Source organism: Nostoc sp. (assembly GCF_036917775.1).
Classification (GTDB): domain Bacteria; phylum Cyanobacteriota; class Cyanobacteriia; order Cyanobacteriales; family Nostocaceae; genus Nostoc.
The window spans coordinates 83,852-105,087 of the sequence record NZ_JBALEQ010000083.1 but is presented as its reverse complement, the minus strand read 5'-3'; the positions used below and the strand labels follow the sequence as shown (position 1 = coordinate 105,087).

General features: G+C 42.4%; 23 protein-coding genes. 7 read left to right on the top strand and 16 right to left on the bottom strand.

What is annotated here, in order from left to right:
• Positions 1-49: 49 nt before the first annotated feature.
• The 4 genes from V7K69_RS15750 to V7K69_RS15735 all read right to left on the bottom strand — a co-directional run bounded on the left by V7K69_RS15750 (position 50) and on the right by V7K69_RS15735 (position 3,215).
• Positions 50-2,056: a ribulose bisphosphate carboxylase small subunit gene (locus V7K69_RS15750; RefSeq protein ID WP_335035898.1), complete on the bottom strand. Its 2,007-nt coding sequence runs from the start codon at positions 2,054-2,056 to the stop codon at positions 50-52.
• A gap of 105 nt (positions 2,057-2,161) precedes the next feature.
• Complete coding sequence (locus V7K69_RS15745) at positions 2,162-2,464, bottom strand: EutN/CcmL family microcompartment protein (protein WP_012410634.1); 303 nt, start codon at positions 2,462-2,464, stop codon at positions 2,162-2,164.
• A 6-nt stretch (positions 2,465-2,470) separates the two neighbouring features.
• Complete coding sequence (locus V7K69_RS15740) at positions 2,471-2,815, bottom strand: carbon dioxide-concentrating mechanism protein CcmK (RefSeq protein WP_010995041.1); 345 nt, start codon at positions 2,813-2,815, stop codon at positions 2,471-2,473.
• Positions 2,816-2,906: 91 nt separating this feature from the next.
• Positions 2,907-3,215: a carbon dioxide-concentrating mechanism protein CcmK gene (locus V7K69_RS15735; RefSeq protein ID WP_012410633.1), complete on the bottom strand. Its 309-nt coding sequence runs from the start codon at positions 3,213-3,215 to the stop codon at positions 2,907-2,909.
• 659 nt (positions 3,216-3,874) lie between these two features.
• Between V7K69_RS15735 and V7K69_RS15730 the strand changes: the two genes are divergently transcribed.
• The 3 genes from V7K69_RS15730 to V7K69_RS15720 all read left to right on the top strand — a co-directional run bounded on the left by V7K69_RS15730 (position 3,875) and on the right by V7K69_RS15720 (position 8,550).
• The gene (locus V7K69_RS15730) at positions 3,875-5,731 is read left to right on the top strand and encodes an NAD(P)H-quinone oxidoreductase subunit F (RefSeq protein WP_335035896.1); all 1,857 of its coding nucleotides are present in this window, start codon (positions 3,875-3,877) and stop codon (positions 5,729-5,731) included.
• 95 nt (positions 5,732-5,826) lie between these two features.
• Complete coding sequence (locus tag V7K69_RS15725) at positions 5,827-7,332, top strand: NADH-quinone oxidoreductase subunit M (RefSeq protein ID WP_335035894.1); 1,506 nt, start codon at positions 5,827-5,829, stop codon at positions 7,330-7,332.
• A gap of 87 nt (positions 7,333-7,419) precedes the next feature.
• The gene (locus V7K69_RS15720) at positions 7,420-8,550 is read left to right on the top strand and encodes a CO2 hydration protein (protein WP_335035892.1); all 1,131 of its coding nucleotides are present in this window, start codon (positions 7,420-7,422) and stop codon (positions 8,548-8,550) included.
• A 7-nt stretch (positions 8,551-8,557) separates the two neighbouring features.
• Here V7K69_RS15720 and V7K69_RS15715 read toward each other — a convergent pair whose 3' ends face one another.
• The 4 genes from V7K69_RS15715 to V7K69_RS15700 all read right to left on the bottom strand — a co-directional run bounded on the left by V7K69_RS15715 (position 8,558) and on the right by V7K69_RS15700 (position 10,064).
• Entirely contained in the window at positions 8,558-9,259 is a 702-nt protein-coding gene (locus V7K69_RS15715) for a Uma2 family endonuclease (RefSeq protein WP_335035890.1), read from the bottom strand.
• Between the two features lie 71 nt (positions 9,260-9,330).
• On the bottom strand, positions 9,331-9,525 hold the full coding sequence (locus V7K69_RS15710) for a DUF3368 domain-containing protein (protein ID WP_335035888.1): 195 nt from the start codon (positions 9,523-9,525) through the stop codon (positions 9,331-9,333).
• A 22-nt stretch (positions 9,526-9,547) separates the two neighbouring features.
• Positions 9,548-9,820 carry a hypothetical protein gene (locus tag V7K69_RS15705; RefSeq protein ID WP_335035886.1) on the bottom strand — a complete coding sequence of 91 codons (273 nt, stop codon included), beginning with the start codon at positions 9,818-9,820 and terminating at the stop codon, positions 9,548-9,550.
• A complete protein-coding gene (locus tag V7K69_RS15700) occupies positions 9,813-10,064 on the bottom strand; it encodes a UPF0175 family protein (RefSeq protein ID WP_335035884.1) in 252 nt (83 codons plus the stop codon). Before V7K69_RS15700 ends, V7K69_RS15705 begins: the two co-directional genes overlap by 8 nt.
• A 175-nt stretch (positions 10,065-10,239) precedes the next feature.
• On the opposite strand from V7K69_RS15700, the gene V7K69_RS15695 reads away from it, so the two are divergent.
• Positions 10,240-11,253: a serine/threonine protein kinase gene (locus V7K69_RS15695; protein ID WP_335036102.1), complete on the top strand. Its 1,014-nt coding sequence runs from the start codon at positions 10,240-10,242 to the stop codon at positions 11,251-11,253.
• A gap of 77 nt (positions 11,254-11,330) precedes the next feature.
• Positions 11,331-12,728, top strand: a complete 1,398-nt coding sequence (locus tag V7K69_RS15690; RefSeq protein WP_335035882.1) for a serine/threonine protein kinase — start codon at positions 11,331-11,333, stop codon at positions 12,726-12,728.
• A 274-nt stretch (positions 12,729-13,002) separates the two neighbouring features.
• On the opposite strand, the gene V7K69_RS15685 is transcribed toward V7K69_RS15690, so the two are convergent.
• From V7K69_RS15685 to V7K69_RS15675, 3 genes are all read right to left on the bottom strand, one after another.
• Positions 13,003-13,635, bottom strand: a complete 633-nt coding sequence (locus V7K69_RS15685) for a Uma2 family endonuclease (protein WP_335035880.1) — start codon at positions 13,633-13,635, stop codon at positions 13,003-13,005.
• Between the two features lie 212 nt (positions 13,636-13,847).
• Entirely contained in the window at positions 13,848-14,210 is a 363-nt protein-coding gene (locus V7K69_RS15680) for a hypothetical protein (protein ID WP_335035878.1), read from the bottom strand.
• A gap of 171 nt (positions 14,211-14,381) precedes the next feature.
• Positions 14,382-14,591, bottom strand: a complete 210-nt coding sequence (locus V7K69_RS15675; RefSeq protein WP_335035876.1) for a hypothetical protein — start codon at positions 14,589-14,591, stop codon at positions 14,382-14,384.
• 316 nt (positions 14,592-14,907) lie between these two features.
• On the opposite strand from V7K69_RS15675, the gene V7K69_RS15670 reads away from it, so the two are divergent.
• Positions 14,908-16,689: a M61 family metallopeptidase gene (locus tag V7K69_RS15670; protein ID WP_335035874.1), complete on the top strand. Its 1,782-nt coding sequence runs from the start codon at positions 14,908-14,910 to the stop codon at positions 16,687-16,689.
• Between the two features lie 86 nt (positions 16,690-16,775).
• On the opposite strand, the gene pyk is transcribed toward V7K69_RS15670, so the two are convergent.
• Positions 16,776-18,545 carry a pyruvate kinase gene (pyk, locus tag V7K69_RS15665; RefSeq protein ID WP_335035872.1) on the bottom strand — a complete coding sequence of 590 codons (1,770 nt, stop codon included), beginning with the start codon at positions 18,543-18,545 and terminating at the stop codon, positions 16,776-16,778.
• 379 nt (positions 18,546-18,924) lie between these two features.
• Here pyk and crtR point away from each other — a divergent pair, with 379 nt between their 5' ends.
• Positions 18,925-19,815, top strand: a complete 891-nt coding sequence (gene crtR, locus V7K69_RS15660; RefSeq protein WP_335036100.1) for a beta-carotene hydroxylase — start codon at positions 18,925-18,927, stop codon at positions 19,813-19,815.
• Positions 19,816-19,836: 21 nt separating this feature from the next.
• Here the strand turns inward: crtR and V7K69_RS15655 are convergent, their stop codons facing one another.
• The 4 genes from V7K69_RS15655 to V7K69_RS15640 form a co-directional block, all read right to left on the bottom strand.
• On the bottom strand, positions 19,837-20,145 hold the full coding sequence (locus tag V7K69_RS15655) for a DUF5615 family PIN-like protein (protein ID WP_335035870.1): 309 nt from the start codon (positions 20,143-20,145) through the stop codon (positions 19,837-19,839).
• Positions 20,129-20,353: a DUF433 domain-containing protein gene (locus V7K69_RS15650; RefSeq protein WP_335035868.1), complete on the bottom strand. Its 225-nt coding sequence runs from the start codon at positions 20,351-20,353 to the stop codon at positions 20,129-20,131. The genes V7K69_RS15655 and V7K69_RS15650 overlap by 17 nt, the downstream gene beginning before the upstream one ends.
• Before the next feature lie 74 nt (positions 20,354-20,427).
• Positions 20,428-20,808: a type II toxin-antitoxin system VapC family toxin gene (locus tag V7K69_RS15645; protein ID WP_335035866.1), complete on the bottom strand. Its 381-nt coding sequence runs from the start codon at positions 20,806-20,808 to the stop codon at positions 20,428-20,430.
• Positions 20,795-21,031, bottom strand: coding sequence for a type II toxin-antitoxin system Phd/YefM family antitoxin (locus tag V7K69_RS15640; protein ID WP_335035864.1), 237 nt, complete (start codon positions 21,029-21,031; stop codon positions 20,795-20,797). The genes V7K69_RS15645 and V7K69_RS15640 overlap by 14 nt, the downstream gene beginning before the upstream one ends.
• Positions 21,032-21,236 lie beyond the last annotated feature (205 nt).

Below are 21,236 nucleotides of genomic sequence, written 5' to 3'. Positions count from 1 at the left end.
GGTGTCTTTAAGTATTAACTCAGCACTCAGCACTTTTAACTCAGCACTCTTATGGTCTTTGGATAATCGTTTCTAATACCCGACGCTTGGCTTTGGGGTCAATACCAATTAAGCGCACATATTCCCCTTGGTATTCGCCAAGGTGTCCTTCAATAGCTGCGATCGCTTCTCTTTCTGAGGAGGCTTGAATTTGACCGGTACTCGTCCAGGAACCTGTACGGAACCGCCGTTGGTCTACGTGTTCAAGGCTAATTTTAGAGCCGCCAGCCAATAATTGTCGGAGTTGGTCTACAACTTCACTACTCAAGCGGGTACTGGTAGCTGTTGCTGTTGCTGTTGCAGAAGGCGCACTGTTAGTAAATGATTTCTGACTGCCAGAGGAGGCTACTTGACCATTTGGACGTTGGATAATCGTTTCTAATACCCGACGCTTGGCTTTTGGGTCAATACCAATTAAGCGTACATATTCCCCTTGGTATTCACCAAGGTGTCCTTCAATAGCTGCGATCGCTTCTCTTTCTGAGGAGGCTTGAATTTGACCGGTACTAGTCCAAGAACCTGTACGGAACCGGCGTTCGTCTACGTGTTCAAGGCTAATCTTATACCCACCAGCCAATAATTGCCGGAGTTGGTCTACTACTTCAGTACTCAAACGATTACTGGTAGCTGTTGCCGCAGCACTTCCAGAGCCTCCACTGCTGCTAGTAAATGATGATTTCTGACTACCAGAGGAGGCTACTTGACCATTTGGACGTTGAATAATCGTTTCTAATACCCGCCGTTTGGCTTTGGTATCAATACCGATTAAACGCACATACTCACCTTGATGGCTTTCTATACATTCTTCCAAGCCGGAAATTACTTGATTTATGGAAGTTGCTTCAATTGGCTTACAGCTAGTCCAGGAACCAGTACGGAAACGGCGCTCGTCTACGTGTTCCATGCCAATTTTGTAACCACCTGCCAAAAGCTGGCGGATTTGCTCTACAGTTTCGCCATTGACTTTGCCACTGCTAGAGCCGTTACCATTACCATTACTACTGTAGCTGCCATTGTTATGACTACTAGTCGGAGCCTTAAAATTGGTAGCTGGTTTAAAATCACCATCCGGGCGTTGGATGATGCTTTCTAACACACGTCGTCTATCTTTGTCAATACCAAAAAGGCGGACATATTCGCCACTATGGTCACTTACACAGCTTTCTAATGCTGCGATCGCTTCACCGATGGATCTCGGTTCAATTGGTTGGCAACTAGTCCAAGAACCCGTGCGGAACCGTCTCTGGTCTACGTGTTCTGTACCAATTTTATACCCTTGTTCCAATAGATAGCGCACCTGCTCTATTGTTTCTGCACCCAAGCTATTGCTCGCCACTTCACTACTCCTTTCCAACTCTAAAACAGTAATACCTTTACCTGTATAAGATTTAGCGTTCTCATCCCGAATGGGTGCTATACATTTGCTATCCGCAGCACAAAGATAACCAGCTCGTAGCGCCTGATTAATCCCAACCACATGATGAGCAAATTCCTTATCCTGCTCTTGCACATCTGGCAAGCGGTCAGCTTGCTGCTGGCTAGTAATTACTGCTCCCGAAGGTACATATTTACCTGCGGGAATTTCTACGTCTTGAATCAAAGCGTGCATCATCACGATGCAACCTGCACCTACCCTGGCATTAAACACCGTCGAGCGAAAGCCAATGAAGGAATTATCGCCTACATAAGCTGGCCCGTGAATTAGAGCCATGTGGGTAATGCAAGTATTTTTACCTACCCATACCGAGTATTTCTCTTGGTCATCGCCAATTACTCGACCTTGCTCTAACCCATGAATGACCACACCATCTTGAATATTAGTGTTTTCACCAAGATAAAAAGGTGTACCTTCATCCGCTCTAATCGTAGTCCCCGGAGCAACGATTACATTTGCACCTATTCGTACATCCCCAATCAGATTGGCGAATGAGTGTACAAAAGCAGTTTGATGGATTTCGGGTTCAGCTAAATTCCTTGACCACGGAGTTGGGGGTGCTGCCGTGCTGCGGACTGCCATTGCGAGATTCCTCCTATATTGTCATTTGTCCTTTGTCATTTGTCCTTTGTCATTTGTCCTTTTCTAATGACAAATGACTAATGACCAATGACTAATGACCAATGACTATCGATATTGATCTTTTTTGCTGTAAATCATGCGATCTTCAACATAAATTGTATCTATGATCGCCACTACCACTGCATCTAGTGGTCGCTGTTCGTTGCCAATAACTTGACGAGCAACACTGCCACGACTGACAAGTACCCACTCATCGACACCCGCTCCCACACTATCTGCTGCTACCTCATATTGTGGGAGGATGTTTCCGTCTTCATCTACAAATTGTAACAACAGTAGTTTCACACCTCTGAGACTTGGATCTTTTTGGGTGCTAACTACTGTGCCGCGAACTTTGGCGACTTGCATTACAAATTACGGTCTTCTACCGAAAGGACGAATTGCGTTCACATTTTCCCGGAATTGCTCTACGTCTTCTGTATAACGAATTGGTAGGACGTATTCCAAGTTTTCGTGAGGACGAGCAATGATGTGAGTAGACAGCACTTGTCCACCGTTGACACGCTTCACTGATTCAACACCTGCGGCTACGGAAGCTTGAACTTCCGAAACGTCACCCCGGACAATTACTGTAACTCGACCACTGCCGATTTTTTCATAACCCACTAGAGTTACACGAGCAGCTTTCACCATCGCATCAGCAGCTTCCACTACTGCTGGAAAGCCCAGCGTTTCAACCATTCCCACTGCAATTGACATTAGTTTTAATCCCTTTTTTATTGTTTTTAGACTTGGACAAAAGTGATGCTCAAAAAAGCAAAGAGCGTTAATTACTTTGTTTAAACAGCTTTTAGGTACGGAACTGTTCCACAGCTTCTGTGTAACGAATCGGCAAGACGTATTCCAGGTTCTCGTGAGGACGAGCAATGATATGAGTGGATAACACTTCACCACCAAATACTCTTTTCGCCGCTTCAACCCCAGCAGCTACAGAAGCTTGCACTTCCGATACATCTCCCCGAACTATTACGGTGACGCGAGCGCTACCAATTTTTTCATACCCTACTAAGGTGACACGGGCGGCTTTCACCATCGCATCAGCAGCTTCCACTACTGCTGGAAAGCCCTTCGTTTCAATCATTCCAACTGCAATTGGCATCGCAGAACTCCTACAAAATTAATGCAATCTGTACTGTCGTCTGAATTTTTTGACGGGGAGAGCCTGATCTTATAGCTAAGAAAACACTTCCAAATTAAGCATAGGAAAGCTTGGCGTTCCTGGCAATATAAATTACTATAATAGTTTATGATAAGAAAGTTTTAAAAAACTTAACAAATATTTATCTAGGCTTTTGAGCAATTAAAGTTTACTGAATTACTTGAGCAGCCACTTATGCTTTATAATTTCTTTATCACATTTACAAAACGATATTCATAACCAAGGCTAATTCTATCTGGCGAGGGAAGAGCGGCGGCTGTATCTTTTGCTGTATCTATCTTTCCTCGATTTTTGCTGGATGTACAATGACTAGATGAAAAGTATATAATCTTTTCAAATATATCGTATAAATTACTCTGCTCAAAGTAGAAATACAAATGTAAAAACAGAGGTGAGGTTAAGGCAAGTAAATGCTTTTGCGTATGTAAAGTTATATTTTATCAAAGTTTAGTAGGGGAAAGTAAAGTAAAAATACCTTGGATAATTTAGTTTAAATAATAGTAAAAAAATGTTGATATTTTACTAAATTTATTTTTTTAAATAAATAAATGTCTGAAAATTTTTTTAAAATAAAGGCTGAGTCATAAAGGTAAATTTAAATGGATCAATTTCTATTTTCAACAAGTTGGTTTGTGCCTTTATATAGCTTATTAGGCGCAATTTTGACGTTGCCCTGGGGAATAGGAATAATTCAGCGAACAGGGCCAAGACCTGCGGCATACATCAACTTGTTGACAACTGTTGTGGCTTTTGTCCATAGTCTATTTGTATTTAAAAATATCTGGGATAGAGAACCAGAAAATTTACTGGTGCCGTGGTTTAAAGCTGCTGATTTAGACTTATCTTTTAGCTTGGAACTCTCACCAGTCAGTATTGGGGCAACAGTTTTAATTACAGGTTTAAGCTTACTGGCACAAGTTTACGCTCTGGGTTACATGGAAAAGGACTGGTCGCTAGCGCGTTTTTTTGCGCTGCTAGGATTTTTTGAAGCAGCGTTGAGTGGTCTAGCAATCAGCGATTCTTTGTTTCTCAGCTATGCCCTTTTAGAAGTTCTGACACTTTCGACTTACTTGCTAGTGGGATTCTGGTATGCTCAACCGCTAGTAGTGACGGCGGCGCGAGATGCGTTTTGGACTAAACGGGTAGGAGACTTGTTGCTGCTGATGGCTGTGGTGACACTTTCCACCTTGGCCGGTAGTTTGAACTTTTCGGATTTATATGAGTGGGCGCAAACAGCTAATCTAAGCCCAGTCACATCAACATTGCTGGGGTTGGCGTTAATTGCTGGGCCGGCGGGAAAATGTGCCCAATTTCCATTGCACCTGTGGTTAGATGAGGCGATGGAAGGGCCGAATCCGGCTTCGGTAATGCGAAACTCGCTGGTAGTTGCTGGTGGCGCTTATTTACTGTATAAATTTCAACCATTGTTAGCACTGTCGCCAGTTGCCTTGAATGCTTTGGTAATCATGGGTACAGTAACGGCAATTGGGGCGACATTAGTATCTATAGCTCAAATTGACATTAAGCGATCGCTATCTCATTCCACCAGTGCATACATGGGATTAGTGTTTTTAGCAGTGGGGTTACAGCAAGGGGGTGTGGCCTTGATGTTGCTGCTAACTCATGCGATCGCTAAAGCATTATTATTTATGAGTTCCGGTTCAGTCATCTTAACTACCCAAAGCCAAGACTTAACAGAGATGGGCGGACTTTGGTCACGGATGCCAGCCACCACCACCGCCTTTATTGTCGGTTCGGCGGGGATGGTAACGTTTCTACCATTGGGAAGCTTCTGGGCAATGCTAGGATGGGCTGACGGTTTTGTGAATATTAGCCCTTGGGTGATTGGGGTTTTATTATTAGTCAATGGCTTGACAGCATTGAACTTAACTAGAGTATTCAGATTAGTCTTCTGGGGGAAACCGCAACAAAAGACCCGACGCACGCCAGAGGTGGGTTGGCAAATGGCCTTCCCGATGGTGACACTGACAATCTTGACTTTACTTTTGCCTTTGATGCTACAGCAATGGTACTTACTACCAGATTGGCAAAGTATTAATTGGTATGTAGCATTAGCGTTGTTTGCTTCTACTGTGCTGGGAATAGTTATAGGTTCTACAGTTTATCTGCACAAAGCTTGGTCACGCTCCAGATTCTTGGCGTGGAGATTTGTACAAGACTTATTAGGTTATGATTTTTATATTGACCGAGTTTATCGCGTAACGGTGGTAAGTGCAGTCGCACTGCTATCTAGAATTTCTGCTTGGAGCGATCGCTATTTAGTCGATGGTCTAGTAAACTTAGTTGGGTTTGCGACAATTTTTGGTGGACAAACTTTAAAGTACAGCATTTCTGGGCAATCTCAGGGCTATATGTTGACCATCCTCGCAGTTGTCAGCGTCCTGGTTTTCTTCATCGGCTGGTCATCGGGTTTACTAGATAAATTGCCTTTTTAAAGATATTGTCATTGGTCATTGGTCATTTGTCATTTGTGATTGGGTAAGAGTTTTTCCCCATTCCCCATTCCCCATTCCCCATTCCATATCTGCTTATGCTTAGTGTTTTAATTCTAGTGCCGTTAATCGGTGCAGCTTTAATTGGTTTCTCGCCTTCTGGTATTAATGGGAAATTTGCCCGTGGGGTAGCTTTGGTCTTTGCCATTATCGCTTTCTTGTGGACAATCGTACTAGCAATTCAGTTCCATCCAGGGGAAATCACTCAACAGTTTGCTGAGTCTGTCCCCTGGATAGATGTCTTAGGCTTAAACTATAACCTCGGAATCGATGGTTTATCTTTGCCACTGCTGGTTTTGAATGGACTGCTAACTTCTATTGCCATCTACAGTAGCGATGAATCCCTACAGCGCCCGAAATTTTATTACTCTTTAATACTATTATTAAGCGCTGGGGTAACTGGAGCATTTCTGGCACAAGATTTACTTTTATTTTTCCTGTTTTACGAATTAGAACTAATTCCGCTATATCTGTTGATAGCTATTTGGGGTGGGGAAAAGCGTGGTTATGCGGCGACAAAATTTCTTATTTATACCGCCGTTTCAGGAATCTTAATTTTAGCAAGTTTCCTCGGCATGGTTTGGCTGAGTGGTTCCTCTAGCTTTGCATTAGCAACGTTGAACACTACGACTTTACCTTTAGCGACACAGCTTTTACTGCTAGTGGGAATTTTGATCGGTTTCGGGATTAAAATTCCCTTAGTTCCCTTTCATACTTGGTTGCCAGATGCTCACGTTGAAGCTTCCACACCAATTTCCGTGTTGTTGGCTGGGGTGTTGTTGAAGTTGGGAACTTACGGCTTACTGCGGTTTGGTATGAACTTGTTACCAGAAGCTTGGGCTTATGTGGCTCCTTGGTTAGCGACTTGGGCAGTGGTGAGTGTACTGTATGGTGCATCCTGCGCGATCGCTCAAACAGATATGAAAAAAATGGTAGCATACAGTTCTATTGGACACATGGGCTATGTGCTGTTAGCGACGGCTGCGGCTACACCATTAAGCGTGTTAGGTGCTGTAATGCAGATGATTAGCCACGGCTTAATTTCCGCCATGCTGTTTTTGCTGGTAGGAGTTGTGTATAAAAAAGCCGGCAGCCGAGATTTAGATGTTCTTCAAGGATTGCTAAACCCAGAACGAGGTATGCCCGTAATTGGTAGCCTAATGGTTTTGGGAGTGATGGCCAGTGCTGGGATACCTGGAATGGTAGGATTTATTTCCGAATTTATCATTTTTCGGGGCAGTTTCCCTGTTTTTCCAGTGCAAACTCTACTATCAATGCTTGGCACAGGCTTAACTGCGGTTTACTTCCTCATACTCCTCGACCGTGCCTTTTTTGGCCGCTTGTCAGAACAAGTTACTAACTTACCACGTGTGTATTGGAGCGATCGCGCCCCAGCTGCAATTTTAGCTGTGCTGATTGTGATTTTCGGCATTCAACCCGCTTGGTTAGCACGCTGGACTGAACCAACAATTACAGCAATGGTGAATAGCCAAAATGTAGTAGTAGCAGTGTCCTTGGAGAAAGCAATGGGGAATGGGGATTAGGGATTAGGGACAAGGGGACAAGGAGAATAACCGTGCCCAATGACAAATGACAAATGACTAATCCCTATACTTTTTGGAGAGATAGCAATGGTAACTATTAAAAAGAAAGCGGCTCACAATCCCTTAACTGAGTATATTGAACGGCTGCAAAAAGGAGAAGCATTACTTCCCGATAGTCCAGAAAATGTATTAGAAGTAGTTGGTATTCTTAAAAGCTATGGTGTAGTTTTAGATGCCTACTCAAAAAATCTTAATTATATTGCCGAGTATCAGTTTTTAATATTTTTCCCATTTTTTAAATACTTTAATGGAGAGGTTTCTTTTCAGAAATTACTCCGCCACTGGTGGCATAATCGAATTAATTTTGAGTATGCCGAATATTGTATGAAAGCCATGATGTGGCATGGTGGTGGTGGACTAGATACATATTTAGATACAACAGAATTTAAAGAAAGAGCGCAAGCCGTTATCGCCGCAAAATTTAAAAACAATCCCTTAATTTCGGGTATTAATCAACTGTTTCCAGATTTTTTAACAGAACAATTGCGTGTCTCTGCTTACTACACAGGTTTAGGTCAATTTTGGCGAGTTATGGCTGATATATTTCTCAGCTTATCAGACCTCTACGATCAAGGCAAAATAAAATCGATTTCCGAAGTTGTAGAACATATTAAAGCAGGGTTAGTGGCAAATGCGTCAAACCCAATTACATACGCCGTCAAAATACGAGGTGAAGTCTATGAAATCATTCCTAAAAGCGTTGGTTTGACCTTCTTAGCAGATACAGCAATACCTTATGTAGAAGCAGTATTCTTTCGGGGAACTCCTTTCCACGGTACAGTTTCATACAACGCCCAAGGTTATCAAATCCCCCCAGATCAAACGCGATTTCAGTATGGCGCATTATATGCCGATCCTTTACCTATTGGCGGCGCGGGTATTCCTCCCACCTTGTTGATGCAGGATATGCGTCATTATCTTCCAGAGTATTTGCACGAAATTTATCGTCGTAGTCTTCGGGGTGAAGATGATTTGCGGGTACAAATTTGCATGAGTTTCCAAAAATCGATGTTTTGTGTGACGACAGCAACAATTTTGGGATTGATGCCTTATCCTTTGGACACTAAAGATCCAAATGAGGAAAAAGGTAATCGAGTTTATTTAGAAAAGTGGATGAGTCGGTTAGAAACTTCGCGGTTGTTGGATGTGAATAAATAGGTAAAGATTAAACTTCTGGTTCGATGCCTAAAGATCGCAATTGAGCAGTTAAGCGATCAGCTCTTTCCTCACCAGTCAATAACAAATTACCTTGCAAATCCCACCAACGCAACCAAGGTAATTCCATATTGTAATATTGTCCCTGCCAAATTCCTAACTCAACTCCTAAAGGATGTATGGGATAATGTCCGCGTTCATTTGCTGTTAATAACTGATATTGTCCACCAATTAATTCATAAACTTCTACGCTGGCTTTATTCACTTCATAAATGCCGTAGAAAGGAGGACGAATCACCTGCTCATAAATCCAAAATTTCCCCTTCCAAGGAGTTTTATCTCGCTCTTCACTACCATCCCCAGAGACAAATTCTAATGCAATCAAAGGGGCAATAAACTCTCGCCATAATACATAAGACCTCCGCGTTTGCCCATCCAGAGTAGGTGGTACATTCCCTACATAAAACCAGTCTGGTGCTTCTGCGCCTTTTTCTAGGGGGTCAGTGATGCGCCAGTAGATACCGCTATCTTGACCAATACAATATTGCCCATCAGGATGGCGTTTTTGCAATATCGGTTTAATAGAGTCCGTTAGGAGAATGCTTTGGGGATGTTCCTGAAAGTTCTTCACGAAAGTACCATCAGACTCTGGTAGCTGCGTATGGTCTGGGAACGGGGTCAGCGCGGTGGATGGATCGGTTGCAGAGGTCATAAGGCTACCTTTGCAGGAGTAAGGGTTGTTTTTTAGTTTAGCAGTGGAAGAGGAGATGGAGTGATCGCTTACTACTCGCCAACTAATGCCAGTGCTTGATTGATCACACGGTCAGAAAGATACATTCCTGATGAACGTAAATTCTCTATAACTGGTCGTGCCATTGTTATTTTGCCGCGTTGCTTTGCTATCAAAACTATACCTAATGTTCCTCGTACAGGAATTCCCAGTACTGCTGCACATCTACGAGCGGCAAGATCATCCATAATTGCTTCTGTACCGGGGTGGCTATAAGCCCAAGTCAAAACAAACAAATGATTCGCCTTTACCTAAATCCCAAGATTGGATAATCTCAGGAGTTGGAGGTGCTTCTACAACTGTTAACCAGTTTGTTTGTAAAAGTCCTGCAACAGTCGGGTCTTCTACGTTTCTTTGCTGAATTTCAACAGCTACTGCTGATGGAACTAAAATTTCTTCACCCAATAACTGCAACAAATCCAGGAAACTACTTCTAAACAAAAATATGAGAGGTGAAGCATTAATTACAGTTGGTTCAGCCACGTTCTAATTCCCGTTGTAAGTCATCAAAATCAACAATAAAAGCATCCATTTGTTCACGGGATAGAGCCAGGAGAAAATCTGTTCTATCTAAATCGGTGATATTAGCTGCTTTCTCTTGGGAAATTTCACCACGTCCATACCAGTGGATAGCCGCAGCCAAACGCAATTCACGGACAAACTCATTAGGTGACAGGCGCAGAGCAGAGAATATTTCTTCGGGTAGTTCTAAGGTGACAGTAGTCATAAAAGTTATGCGGGGTGAAAGCCTATTCTAGAATTCACTTTAGCAATTTTAGGATGTGGGAGAAAAAAGCGTAGGCATAGCCCATCGTAGACATCACTCTCTTTCTCAAAACTAACTTAGCTTGTCAAGATTTACTTGTGTGAAGATTAATACAAATATATTGGGAGTTGCAAAGATGGCTTGGGTAGCAGGTGATCCGTTGCAAGGTGGCAAATATAGTATTGAAAAGGAATTGGGAAGGGGACGGTTTGGTATTACTTATTTAGTAAAAAATAAAAAAGGCGATCGCCAAGTCATTAAAACTTTAAATGATGATTTACTAAATTCCCTGAACCAGTTGGAACGCGGACGACTGGAAACGATGTTTTGGCAAGAAGCGGTAAAACTTACTCAATGTAAACACAAACATATTGTGCAGGTTGCAGAACCGTTCAAAGAAGGAGAACACTGGTGTTTAGTAATGGAATATGTGGATGGTGTCAGTTTAGCTGACCGTCGCCAACAAATACTTTCTGAATCAGAGGCTTTACGCTACATTCAACAAATTGGAGAAGCGCTGATCGAAGTACATAAAAATCGGTTGATTCATCGAGATGTACATCCAGGAAATATTTTTTTGCGGGTGCGAAATGGACAACCGGAAGCGGTGCTGATCGATTTTGGTTTAGCTCTCGACTTTGACCATATCTTAACCACAAACCGAACCAAAGAAACTTCTGAAGGATTTACACCACCTGAGCTTTACGCTCAAAGTATACCAACTGGGGCGTATAGCGATATTTATTCTCTGGCAGCAAGCTTGTATGTACTTGTGACTGGAAAAACACCCGTTAGTGCGCTCAAACGTAAGATAGACAATGCTCGTTTAGTTCCTCCCAAAGACCTTAATCCTGAGATTAGCGATCGCACCAACCGAGCAATTTTAACAGGTATGAAGCTAGACCCCAAACAGCGATCGCAGTCAATGCGCGAATGGCTAGATTCTTTGGGGTTAACTGGAGAAACTCCCCAGCCTCAATCTACTGTAGTTCCTAAGACCAACTTCAATCGGGAGAAAAAAATCAATTGGACACATATTATAGCTGCGATCGCTGCTATTGGAGCTTTACTCTCAGGCATTGCTGCTTTAATTCCTATTTTAAAACCATCTCCGCCACCTAGCCCACCGTCATCTATCAAAAGTCCGTAGAATTAGCTAAACTTTCATCATCAGGGTGCTGGCATTAAAATAATTTTTTAAGTATTTTTTCTTACTTAGAGGTATTCATGCCTTGGACAGCAGGACAACACTTGCACGGTGGCAAATATGAAATTGAGGAAAAGCTGGGACAGGGTGGATTTGGGATTACTTATAAGGCATTGCATATTGAGCTAAACCGGACAGTTGTCATCAAAACACCCGATGAACTTCTCAGCCATGACCCAGAATATGACAAGTATATAGAGCGATTTATCCAAGAAGGGCGGACGCTAGCACGCTTGTCTCAAGACCCTCATCCTCACATTGTGGGAGTGATTGACTTGTTTAAGGAAGGTGCAACCCACTGCTTGGTGATGGATTTTGTACCGGGAGAAAATTTGTTTGAGGCAGTCAGACGCACGGGAGCGTTAGCAGAAGCAGAGATTGTGCCTTGTATTCGTCAGATTGGGGAAGCCTTGATGATAGTGCATCAGGCAGGGCTAGTACATCGAGATGCCCACCCTGGAAACATCATGCTGCGAAGTAATGGCAAAGCAGTTCTGATTGACTTCGGCATCGCCAAAGGACTTGTTCCTAAAACTTTGACTTCAAAAGGTTATGTTGGTAATCATGGGTTTGCACCTTATGAGCAGATACATCGGGGCAGTCGAGAGCCAACGGTTGATGTTTATTGTCTAGCTGCTACGCTTTATTATGCGGTGACAGGTCAAAAACCCACAACTTCTCTGGCTCGCAAGCTCGATAATGTTCCTTTGACTCCGCCTAAACGAATTGTTCCAAGGATCAGTAACCAATTAAATGACGCAATTATCAAGGGGATGGCGCTGGAGGCACAAGACCGTCCCCAGTCAATGCAGGTATGGTTGGCAATGTTAGAAGAACCAAAAGCAACGCCTCGACTACCTGTTGAACCAATTCATAGAAAAGAAGTTGTTTATTCCAAAGCCAAGCTCGACTTAAAAGCAATTCCAAGTAAACCAGCTACTAAATCACCTAAAATTATTCCTTGGGACTGGTTGGTTGGTGTGTTATTAAGCTACCTATTGATAGGGATAGGCTACTCGTTATGCACATCTAACGCTCGGTACATAGATTGGGCTTTGTTTGTGGCTGGGGCTGTGGCTATGGCTTGGGCTGTGGCTAAGAGTGCGGCTAAGGGCATGGGTGTTTATAAAGCTTGGGCTATGGCAACTTCTTTGTTATTCGCTTGGATTTTTGCTTATAGGTTTGTGATTGCGCCTTTGACTGGGGTTGTGCTGCCTGTGCCTAAAGCTAGGGCTGAAGCTACTATTTATATGTTTATGACTGCGTTTGTGGCTGTGAGTGTGGCTGTGGCTGTAACTGGAGTTGAATTACAAAAATCTTTCAGTAAGGTTCATACTTTTTTAATTTTAGCTAGCACTTCTAATTTAGGTTTGGGTTTGGGATGGTTAGGATATAAAATCTTTAATAAAGGTTCATAGCTTTATGATCTGAAGCTAACTGGCAAAAGATTTTGTAGCTGTTGTATTTAAGTAGAGAGATGATCAAATCTTTAACTCCACGCAAAATATTAAGCTTCTGGTTCAAGACCAAGCAATGGTTTTAAGAACGTTGTTGTAATGGAAGATAAGCTAAATAAATAAACTGATATCTACATTAAAATAGTCCGCCAACGCTTCTGCTTGAGTTTTACTAATGGTGCGATCGCGCAGCGTCCCGAAGGGAAGGAGAATTGCCATAACATATCGTAGTTAACTATGCTAATTTTTCTCTAACCCAAATACGAAAAGATTTCAACAAAGCAACCTCACCCATGCTTTGACTTTGCTGAATAAATTTACTCATCTCATTCACTGAAATCAGAGGAAAAGCGATGCTAGATTTACACTCAACATATTGCCCTGCTTGCAACTGATAAAATTTCAAATTTTGCCCATCATATCGCCAAAGTTCATTTATAGCTAACGCTGCGTAAATATTAAATTTATTAATTGAACTATTAGTAATATCAATCTCAATTGCTAAATCAGGTGGTGGATCTGTCTCTAAATTTAGACTTTTATTCCCTCTAACTTTTGGTTCATTTTGTATATAGTAACAGTTATCTGGCTCTATCCCTTTTCTGACTAATTTGCGCTTCAATGTTGTAGAACCAGCACTTTTAATTTCTCTTCCTATTTCTTCAGTCAAAGCAAATATCAAGCGGTCAAATTGAATTTTGGGATTTTCATGTTCAAAAAGTGGTGTCATGATTTCTAAAGTACCGCCATCATAAGCAAACCGAGAGTCTCTATCCTCACCTGTGTCTTTTAGCAAGGCTTCAAAGGTTTCCCAGCTAATGTTATGTAGTACTGTTCTTTGTTCTGCGGGTATTGACTGGACTAGCATATTAAAATACTTCTTTCATGACAATATTAGATAAAGGTTCAACGCCGAGCCATGTCTGACCATAACCTGCTATGCGTCTACGCCATATTTCTCTAAAGCTCAAGCGATCGCTATTTAAATGTTATCTTTTTTCTATTGGTTCACCACCTAACCAAGAATCTCCCGAATTAAAATCGGGAGAGTGTCAAAAAACCCCAAATGTATTGTCTTTATCAAATAACAACCTCTTGCTTAGGCTTCCGCACTGGACGCTTGCGATCGCTGCGACGAACGCCCCCTGCCATTTTATACTCATCGCTATTCTTGCCATACTTTGCAGCTACGCTGACTAAAACGTGTTCTGTTAGTTCCATCAGCGACTTTTCGGCTAATTCTAAGGTTCCCTGAGTTAAATCCACGGTGGAGAGGCTGGAGTTATAAGCTTCCAACTTGTCCTGTGTTTTTTTGATGGCGGCGGCAAAGGTGTCAATAGTGACTCCATTACCTAAATCTAAGGTAGAACTAATCGATTTCAAAGCGGCAATCCGACGCTGTGCCCTATCAAGTACTTTAGACCCACGTTTTGGACGTGACATAAATAACCTTCCTTTTGTTAATCATGCACTAGGATAAAAACTGGCTTATATCCTTGTCTTTACACTATTAAGATAAACAGAACCAAGGTGATTACACACCCGCAATATTCAGTATTGTTGAAATTATTTAGCACAAAAAGCATTTTATTTATTGCGTGAATTTATTGAGGCTTATCCGAATTCAATAAACGACTGCCCGAATTCAATAAACGACTGCCCGAATTCAATAAACGACTGCCCAAATTCAATAAACAACTGCCCGAATTCAATAAACAACCGCCCGAATTCAATAAACGACTGCCCGAATTCAATAAACGACTGCCCGAATTCAATAAACGACTGCCCGAATTCAATAAGCGACTGCCCGAATTCAATAAACAACTGCCCAATACGCTAGGGTTAAGAATTTTTTCTCTTTTCTCTGCTTCCTCTGTGCCTCTGCGGTAGCCTGCGGCAAGCCGCTTTGCATCTACGTTAAAAATTTGACTTTGATAAAGAATCTTAGCCTTACCTGAACTGTGTGAAAATTAATACAAATATTTTGGAAGTTGCAAAGATCGCTTTGGCAGCAGGCAATCGATCGCAAAGTGAGAAATAAACTAGGTTTTGACTACCGCACCCAATAAAACGCGAAACTAAACATACAAATTTGTCATCATAAGAGAAATTACTTATCGATTATTAACTCAGCACCAAGATGACTGAAGCAACAGCAACTCGTCCCAACGCATATATCCAGGAAACTGGCCCGACGATTCATTACCTGGTAGCAATGTCTCAACCAGAAACCCATCTGTTTGAGGTAACTTTACGCATTGTCGATTACCCCTCGCCGATTCTCGATTTAAAATTGCCAGTATGGACACCCGGTTCCTACTTAGTTCGAGAATATGCCAAGAATTTACAGGATTTTGTGGTTTTTGCAGAGGGTAAGCCTTTACCTTGGCAGAAAATCAGTAAAAATCACTGGCAGGTAGACAAAACAGGTGTTTCAGAATTAACTGTACGTTACCGCATTTTTGCCAATGAGCTATCGGTACGGACAAATCACTTGGATGCTACCCACGGTTATTTCAATGGTGCAGCATTATTTTTTAGATTACCGGGCTGGGATAAGCAACCCATTCGCGTTACCATCGTACCGCCATACCCGGAATGGCAAGTAACAACTGCTCTACCTCTCGTTGGTGAGGAAACAAATACTTACTTGGCAAGCGATTTTGATACTTTGGTGGATACTCCCTTTGAGATTGGTAGCCATCAATTGTATAAATTTGAGGTCTTGGGAAAACCCCATGAACTCGCAATTTGGGGGAAAGGTAATTACCAAGTTCAGCACCTGATTGCTGATATCCAAAAAATTATTGAAGTAGAAGCGCAGATGTTCGGCGGTTTACCTTATGAACGATATGTGTTTCTGCTACATTTATTTAGCCAGGCTTTTGGCGGTTTGGAGCATAAAGACTCTTGCTCGTTAATTTACCAACGTTTTGGATTTCGCACTCAGGAAAAGTACGATCGCTTCATCCAATTAGTTGCACACGAGTTTTTTCACTTGTGGAATGTCAAACGAATTCGCCCAAAAGCATTAGAGGTTTTTGATTATGACCAGGAAAACTATACACCATCATTATGGTTTTGTGAGGGTACTACTAGTTACTACGACTTGTTAATTCCTTTGCGGGCAGAAATTTATGATGTTAAGTCGTATTTGAATAACTTAAGCAAAGAAATTACCAGATATGAAACGACACCGGGGCGCAAGGTACAACCCGTTTCCGAGTCGAGTTTTGATGCCTGGATAAAACTTTATCGCCCCGATGCAAATAGCGGTAATTCTCAAATTTCCTACTATTTAAAGGGAGAAATGGTATCGTTGTTGCTGGATTTACTAATTCGCTCTACTCATGACAATCAGCGTTCCCTCGACGACGTAATGCTGAAAATGTGGCAGCTGTTTGGTAAAGATGAAATTGGCTATACTCCAGAACAGTTGCAGGAAGTTATAGAATCTGTCGCCGGAATCGATTTGACTGATTTCTTTAAACGCTACATTGATAGTACTGATGATTTACCTTTCAATCAGTATCTAGAACCCTTTGGTTTGCAGTTGGTAGCTGAACAGCAGGAAGAACCTTACCTGGGTGTGAGAATAAATACAGAGAATGGGCGGGAGATGATTAAGTTTGTGGAAACTGATTCACCTGCACAAGTAGGGGGAATTGATGCAGGTGATGAGTTGTTAGCAATTGACGGCATTAAGATAACAGCGAGTAGTTTAAGCGATCGCCTGAAAGATTACCAACCAAACGATACCATCCAAGTCACAGTTTTCCACCAAGACGAACTGCGTACTTATTCCATTACCCTCGCGTCACCACACCCTACTCGATATCAAGTAAAACCTGTTGATCATCCTGACTCAACACAGCAAAAAAACTTTGCTGGATGGCTTGGAGTTGCGATCGCAACTGTTTAATTTTGGGAATTGGGAATTGGGAATTGGGAATTGGGAATTGGGAATTGGTTATTTCCCCCTGCTCCCCTGCTCCCCATTCCCCAATCCTAAGCCGTTCTCACTGCCCCAGAGTAAATTAAACCCCGTTGCAGATCCAGGGTTATAATCGCTCCATCTCGAATCACCTGTGTTGCCTGCTTCACGCCGACAATTACTGGTACACCGAGACGCAAGCCAATTACTGCCGCGTGACTTGTGAGACTTTCTTCTTCAGTAATAATCCCGGCAGCTTTCCGAATTGCTTCAACAAAATCGGCACTAGTGCGGGATGCAACCAAAATATCTCCGGGATTAAAGTTACTCACATCCATCCCTGTATTAGCCACGCGTGCGCGACCACTTACTGAACCTTGTCCCAGTCCAATTCCGTGACCTAGTACTGCCGTCACCACCTCTACCTTAATCAAATCTGTAGAGCCAGAAATACCCTGGAGTGTACCAGCCGTCATCACTACTAAATCTCCCTGAGACAGCAACTTGAGTTCCTGAGCCACGTTAATTGCAGCCTGAAATGTCTGACCAGTGGAAGGTAATCCTAGCACCAACAGCGGTTTGACTCCCCACACCATCTGTAGCTGCCGCGCCACATTTACATGGGGTGTCACTGCCAAAATTGGTGTATGAGGACGAAACTTAGAGACATTGCGAGCGGTTGCTCCGGTTTGCGTTAGGGTCATAATTGCCGCTGCACCTAGTTGTTCAGCAATTTGACCGACAGCCTGACTAATCGCATTGGGAATAGAGCGCCGGGCATCTCTCACAGAACGTAAGTTTAAGTGTTGGGATTCTTCCTGCTCCATACGTTCGGCAATTCGCGCCATCGTTGCCACTGCTTCTACAGGGAAGCTACCCACGGCGGTTTCATTGGAAAGCATCACCGCATCTGTACCGTCTAAAATCGCATTTGCCACATCCGACACTTCAGCGCGAGTGGGACGGGGATTGCTCACCATGCTGTCTAACATCTGGGTGGCGGTGATGATGGGAATCCCCAAGCGATTTGCTGTAGCAATTAGCCGCTTTTGGAGTACCGGAACATCTTCTGCTGGCAATTCTACGCCTAAATCGCCTCTGGCAACCATCACGCCATCACACAAAGCCAGAATCGCCTCCATTTGTTCAATGGCTTCGTGCTTTTCAATTTTGGCAACCACCGGCACTTGCTTGCCTGTACTAGAAATTAGTTCTTTAATTTCGATCATGTCCTGGGGATTGCGGACAAAGGAAAGTGCCACCCAATCGACACCTTGATCTAGACCAAACATTAGATCCTCTCGGTCTTTGTCGGTCATTGCCTTAATTGACAGGTAAACGCCGGGAAAGTTTACACCTTTATTGTTAGAAAGTTTACCAGGCACGGTGATGCGACAATGCAAATCACCTTTGTCTCGGTTAATCTCCTCCACGACCATTTCTACTCGTCCATCATCGAGGAGGATTTTTGCACCAACTGGGACTTCTTCGGCTAAATAATCGTAGGTGACGCAGCTAATTTCCTGCGTGCCTATCACCGGACGATTTGTCAAGGTGAAGCGATCGCCTTTTGCCAAAACTATAGACCCGTTGTCAAACTTCCCCAAGCGAATTTTTGGGCCCTGCAAGTCTTGGAGAATTGCCACTGGCTGATTTAATTCAAAAGCGGTTTGCCGAATTAAGCGAATACTACGCTGATGGTCGGCATGAGTTCCGTGGGAGAAGTTTAGCCGCAGCGTCGTGGCTCCCGCTTCAATAATCGCCTTGAGCATTTCAGGACTGCTAGTGGCGGGGCCAATAGTAGCGACAATTTTTGTCCGGCGCAGAGAATCTCTTAATTGCATAGGGGCTGAAGTGAGGGAGCTATCTGGGAAGTCATCGTAACTTAAGTTGCATCTCCTTTTCAGTTACTGCTATACCAATAGATATAAGCAGTTAGAGAGGTTTTATGGGAGAGTGAGGGCTGTGGGATAGACTAGATATAGTACATCAATCTTGTATCCATCCTCCCAACGAAAGAGTTTATCCCATCAACTTTTTGCCAATTACCATACCCCACTTATCAGTAAAGATTAGTTCTTGTCTGGAATCATAGCGTTATTCATCTACTGATATGCAAAGCGGTGGATAAATATTGCTATACAAAAGGTTACAAAACTTTATTCTTCACTAATATTTATCGTATATTCGTAATGTTTGATTAAGAAGGAGTCAATGTTAGAGATGATCACATCGGAGGCACGAAAGCCACTGACAATCCCGCCAAAGGAATTTTTAGCGCCTCCTGGTGATTTTAATCCCACGCTATTGCTGTTTTTGGTAGCTGTAGCAATGCTGGTGTTATCTAACTTTGGTTACTGGCTTTGGGAATGGCCCCACTGGCTCTGCTTTAGCGTTAACACTATTGCCTTGCATTGTGCTGGGACGGTTATTCACGACGCTTGTCACCAATCCGCTCATCGTAACCGGGTGATGAATGCGATGTTAGGGCATGGTAGTGCGTTGATGCTAGCTTTTGCTTTTCCAGTGTTTACGCGGGTGCATTTACAGCATCATGGCCATGTCAACCATCCCAAAGACGACCCAGATCATTATGTCTCTACAGGTGGCCCACTGTGGCTGATTGCAGTGCGGTTTTTGTACCACGAAGTATTTTTCTTTCAACGGCAACTGTGGCGGAAATATGAACTATGGGAATGGTTCATCAGCCGCTTAATTGTCGGTGTAATTGTTTATATATCAGTGCAGTACAACTTTTTGGGTTACATTCTCAATTTTTGGTTTATACCAGCTTTTGTAGTGGGGATAGCACTGGGATTATTTTTCGACTATTTGCCCCATCGTCCTTTTGCAGAGCGCGATCGCTGGAAAAATGCTCGCGTCTACCCAAACCAAGTTCTCAATATTCTGATTATGGGACAGAATTACCACTTAATTCATCATCTGTGGCCTTCTATTCCTTGGTATAATTATCAACCTGCTTACTATGTGATGAAGCCCCTATTAGATGAAAAGGGGTGTTATCAAACTTCAGGATTGTTGCAGAAAAAGGACTTTTTTGAGTTTGTTTATGACATCTTTTTGGGGATTCGGTTTCATCATCAAAAAGAATAGAGTTGTTGTATGAAGCTCACGTCAAAAATCTGCTATTTCAACAACCACACCCGGAGCCATTGTTGCTAAGACACTGCGAACACTGGGAGGTAGGCGATTACTAGATGCCACCATAACAACGACCGCAACTCCAGCCTGTTGCAAGTTTTGCTGATATCGTAAGTTTTGGTCTGTTGTAAGGAGAATCGTGAAACTCTCCTGGATCATCAGTTGCAAGAGTTCACCATTCTTTTTGCCTGACCATCCCATTTCCACAACTGTACGTACCTCATAATCAGTGAGTTCACGCCTTAAGGGTCGTGGAACACACTCATCAAGCAGAATTCGCATAGGCGGTTAGCATTTCCTTTGCTAATTCGAGAGTGGTGATCGCTTGCTCACGGCTGACACTGGGAAAGTGATCTAAAAACTCATCCAGTGAGTCACCCGCTTCCAGATAATCAAGCAAGGTTTTTATAGGCACACGAGTACCAACAAAAACAGGAGTTCCCCCCAATATATCGGGGTCACTATGAACAACACGCGATGTGGATGTCATATAGTTATTTGTGTGCCACAGATTACGTTTTGATCCTAACTCTCATCGTCTTGGAAATCTCAGCATATATTCCATTAATCACGCCATTTTGCATACAGGTAATTATTCAGAATATTTTCATCTTTGCTCAGTAATATATTATTTTTTAATAAAGCATTCGCCGTAATAATCCGATCAAAAGGATCGCGAGTCCAAGTAATAGTTAAGCTAGTACTGATAATATCATTAAAGTTTTGATTACATATTTTTAAACCAATTTCCTCGGACAGGTTAGGAATAATCACATCAGGTTTATCTTTAAGACGTTTTATTTCATATAAATACTGTAACTCTAATCTCACAATTGGCGAAATATAAACGTCATTATCATTAATTAATGTTTTAGCAATATCAGTTAATTTATCTGTCAAGCCAGCATAGAGCCACGCTACAACATGAGTGTCAAGATAAATCAATATTAATCTCCTGTTCCCAACTGATATTAACTAAATCATCTGGATTTCCTTGAATAGCATCAAATTTAAATGTTAAGTTTTTAATTTTATCTTTTGTTTCTATAGGAACAATTTTTAATAACTTACCATTTTTGTTAATTTCTAGTGGAATACCTGTTTCTAGTACCTCATCTAGTAGACGCTCAATATTATTACTTAATTCCGTTAGTGTAACCTTTTTCATTGCTTGTCTTAAATATCTACATTCACATTATTTGATGAGCTTAGATATCATAGCAAAAAATTTTCCCTTACCCTAAAGATTGTTATGGAATGTAGCAACAATACCTCAAATTCTCTAGTTCTGTGGATGTTTGCGATCCTTTCCGAAGGGGCGTAGCCCATCGTCATCTTGTCACGGTGCATTATAAAAACCTTTGCGGCCTCAT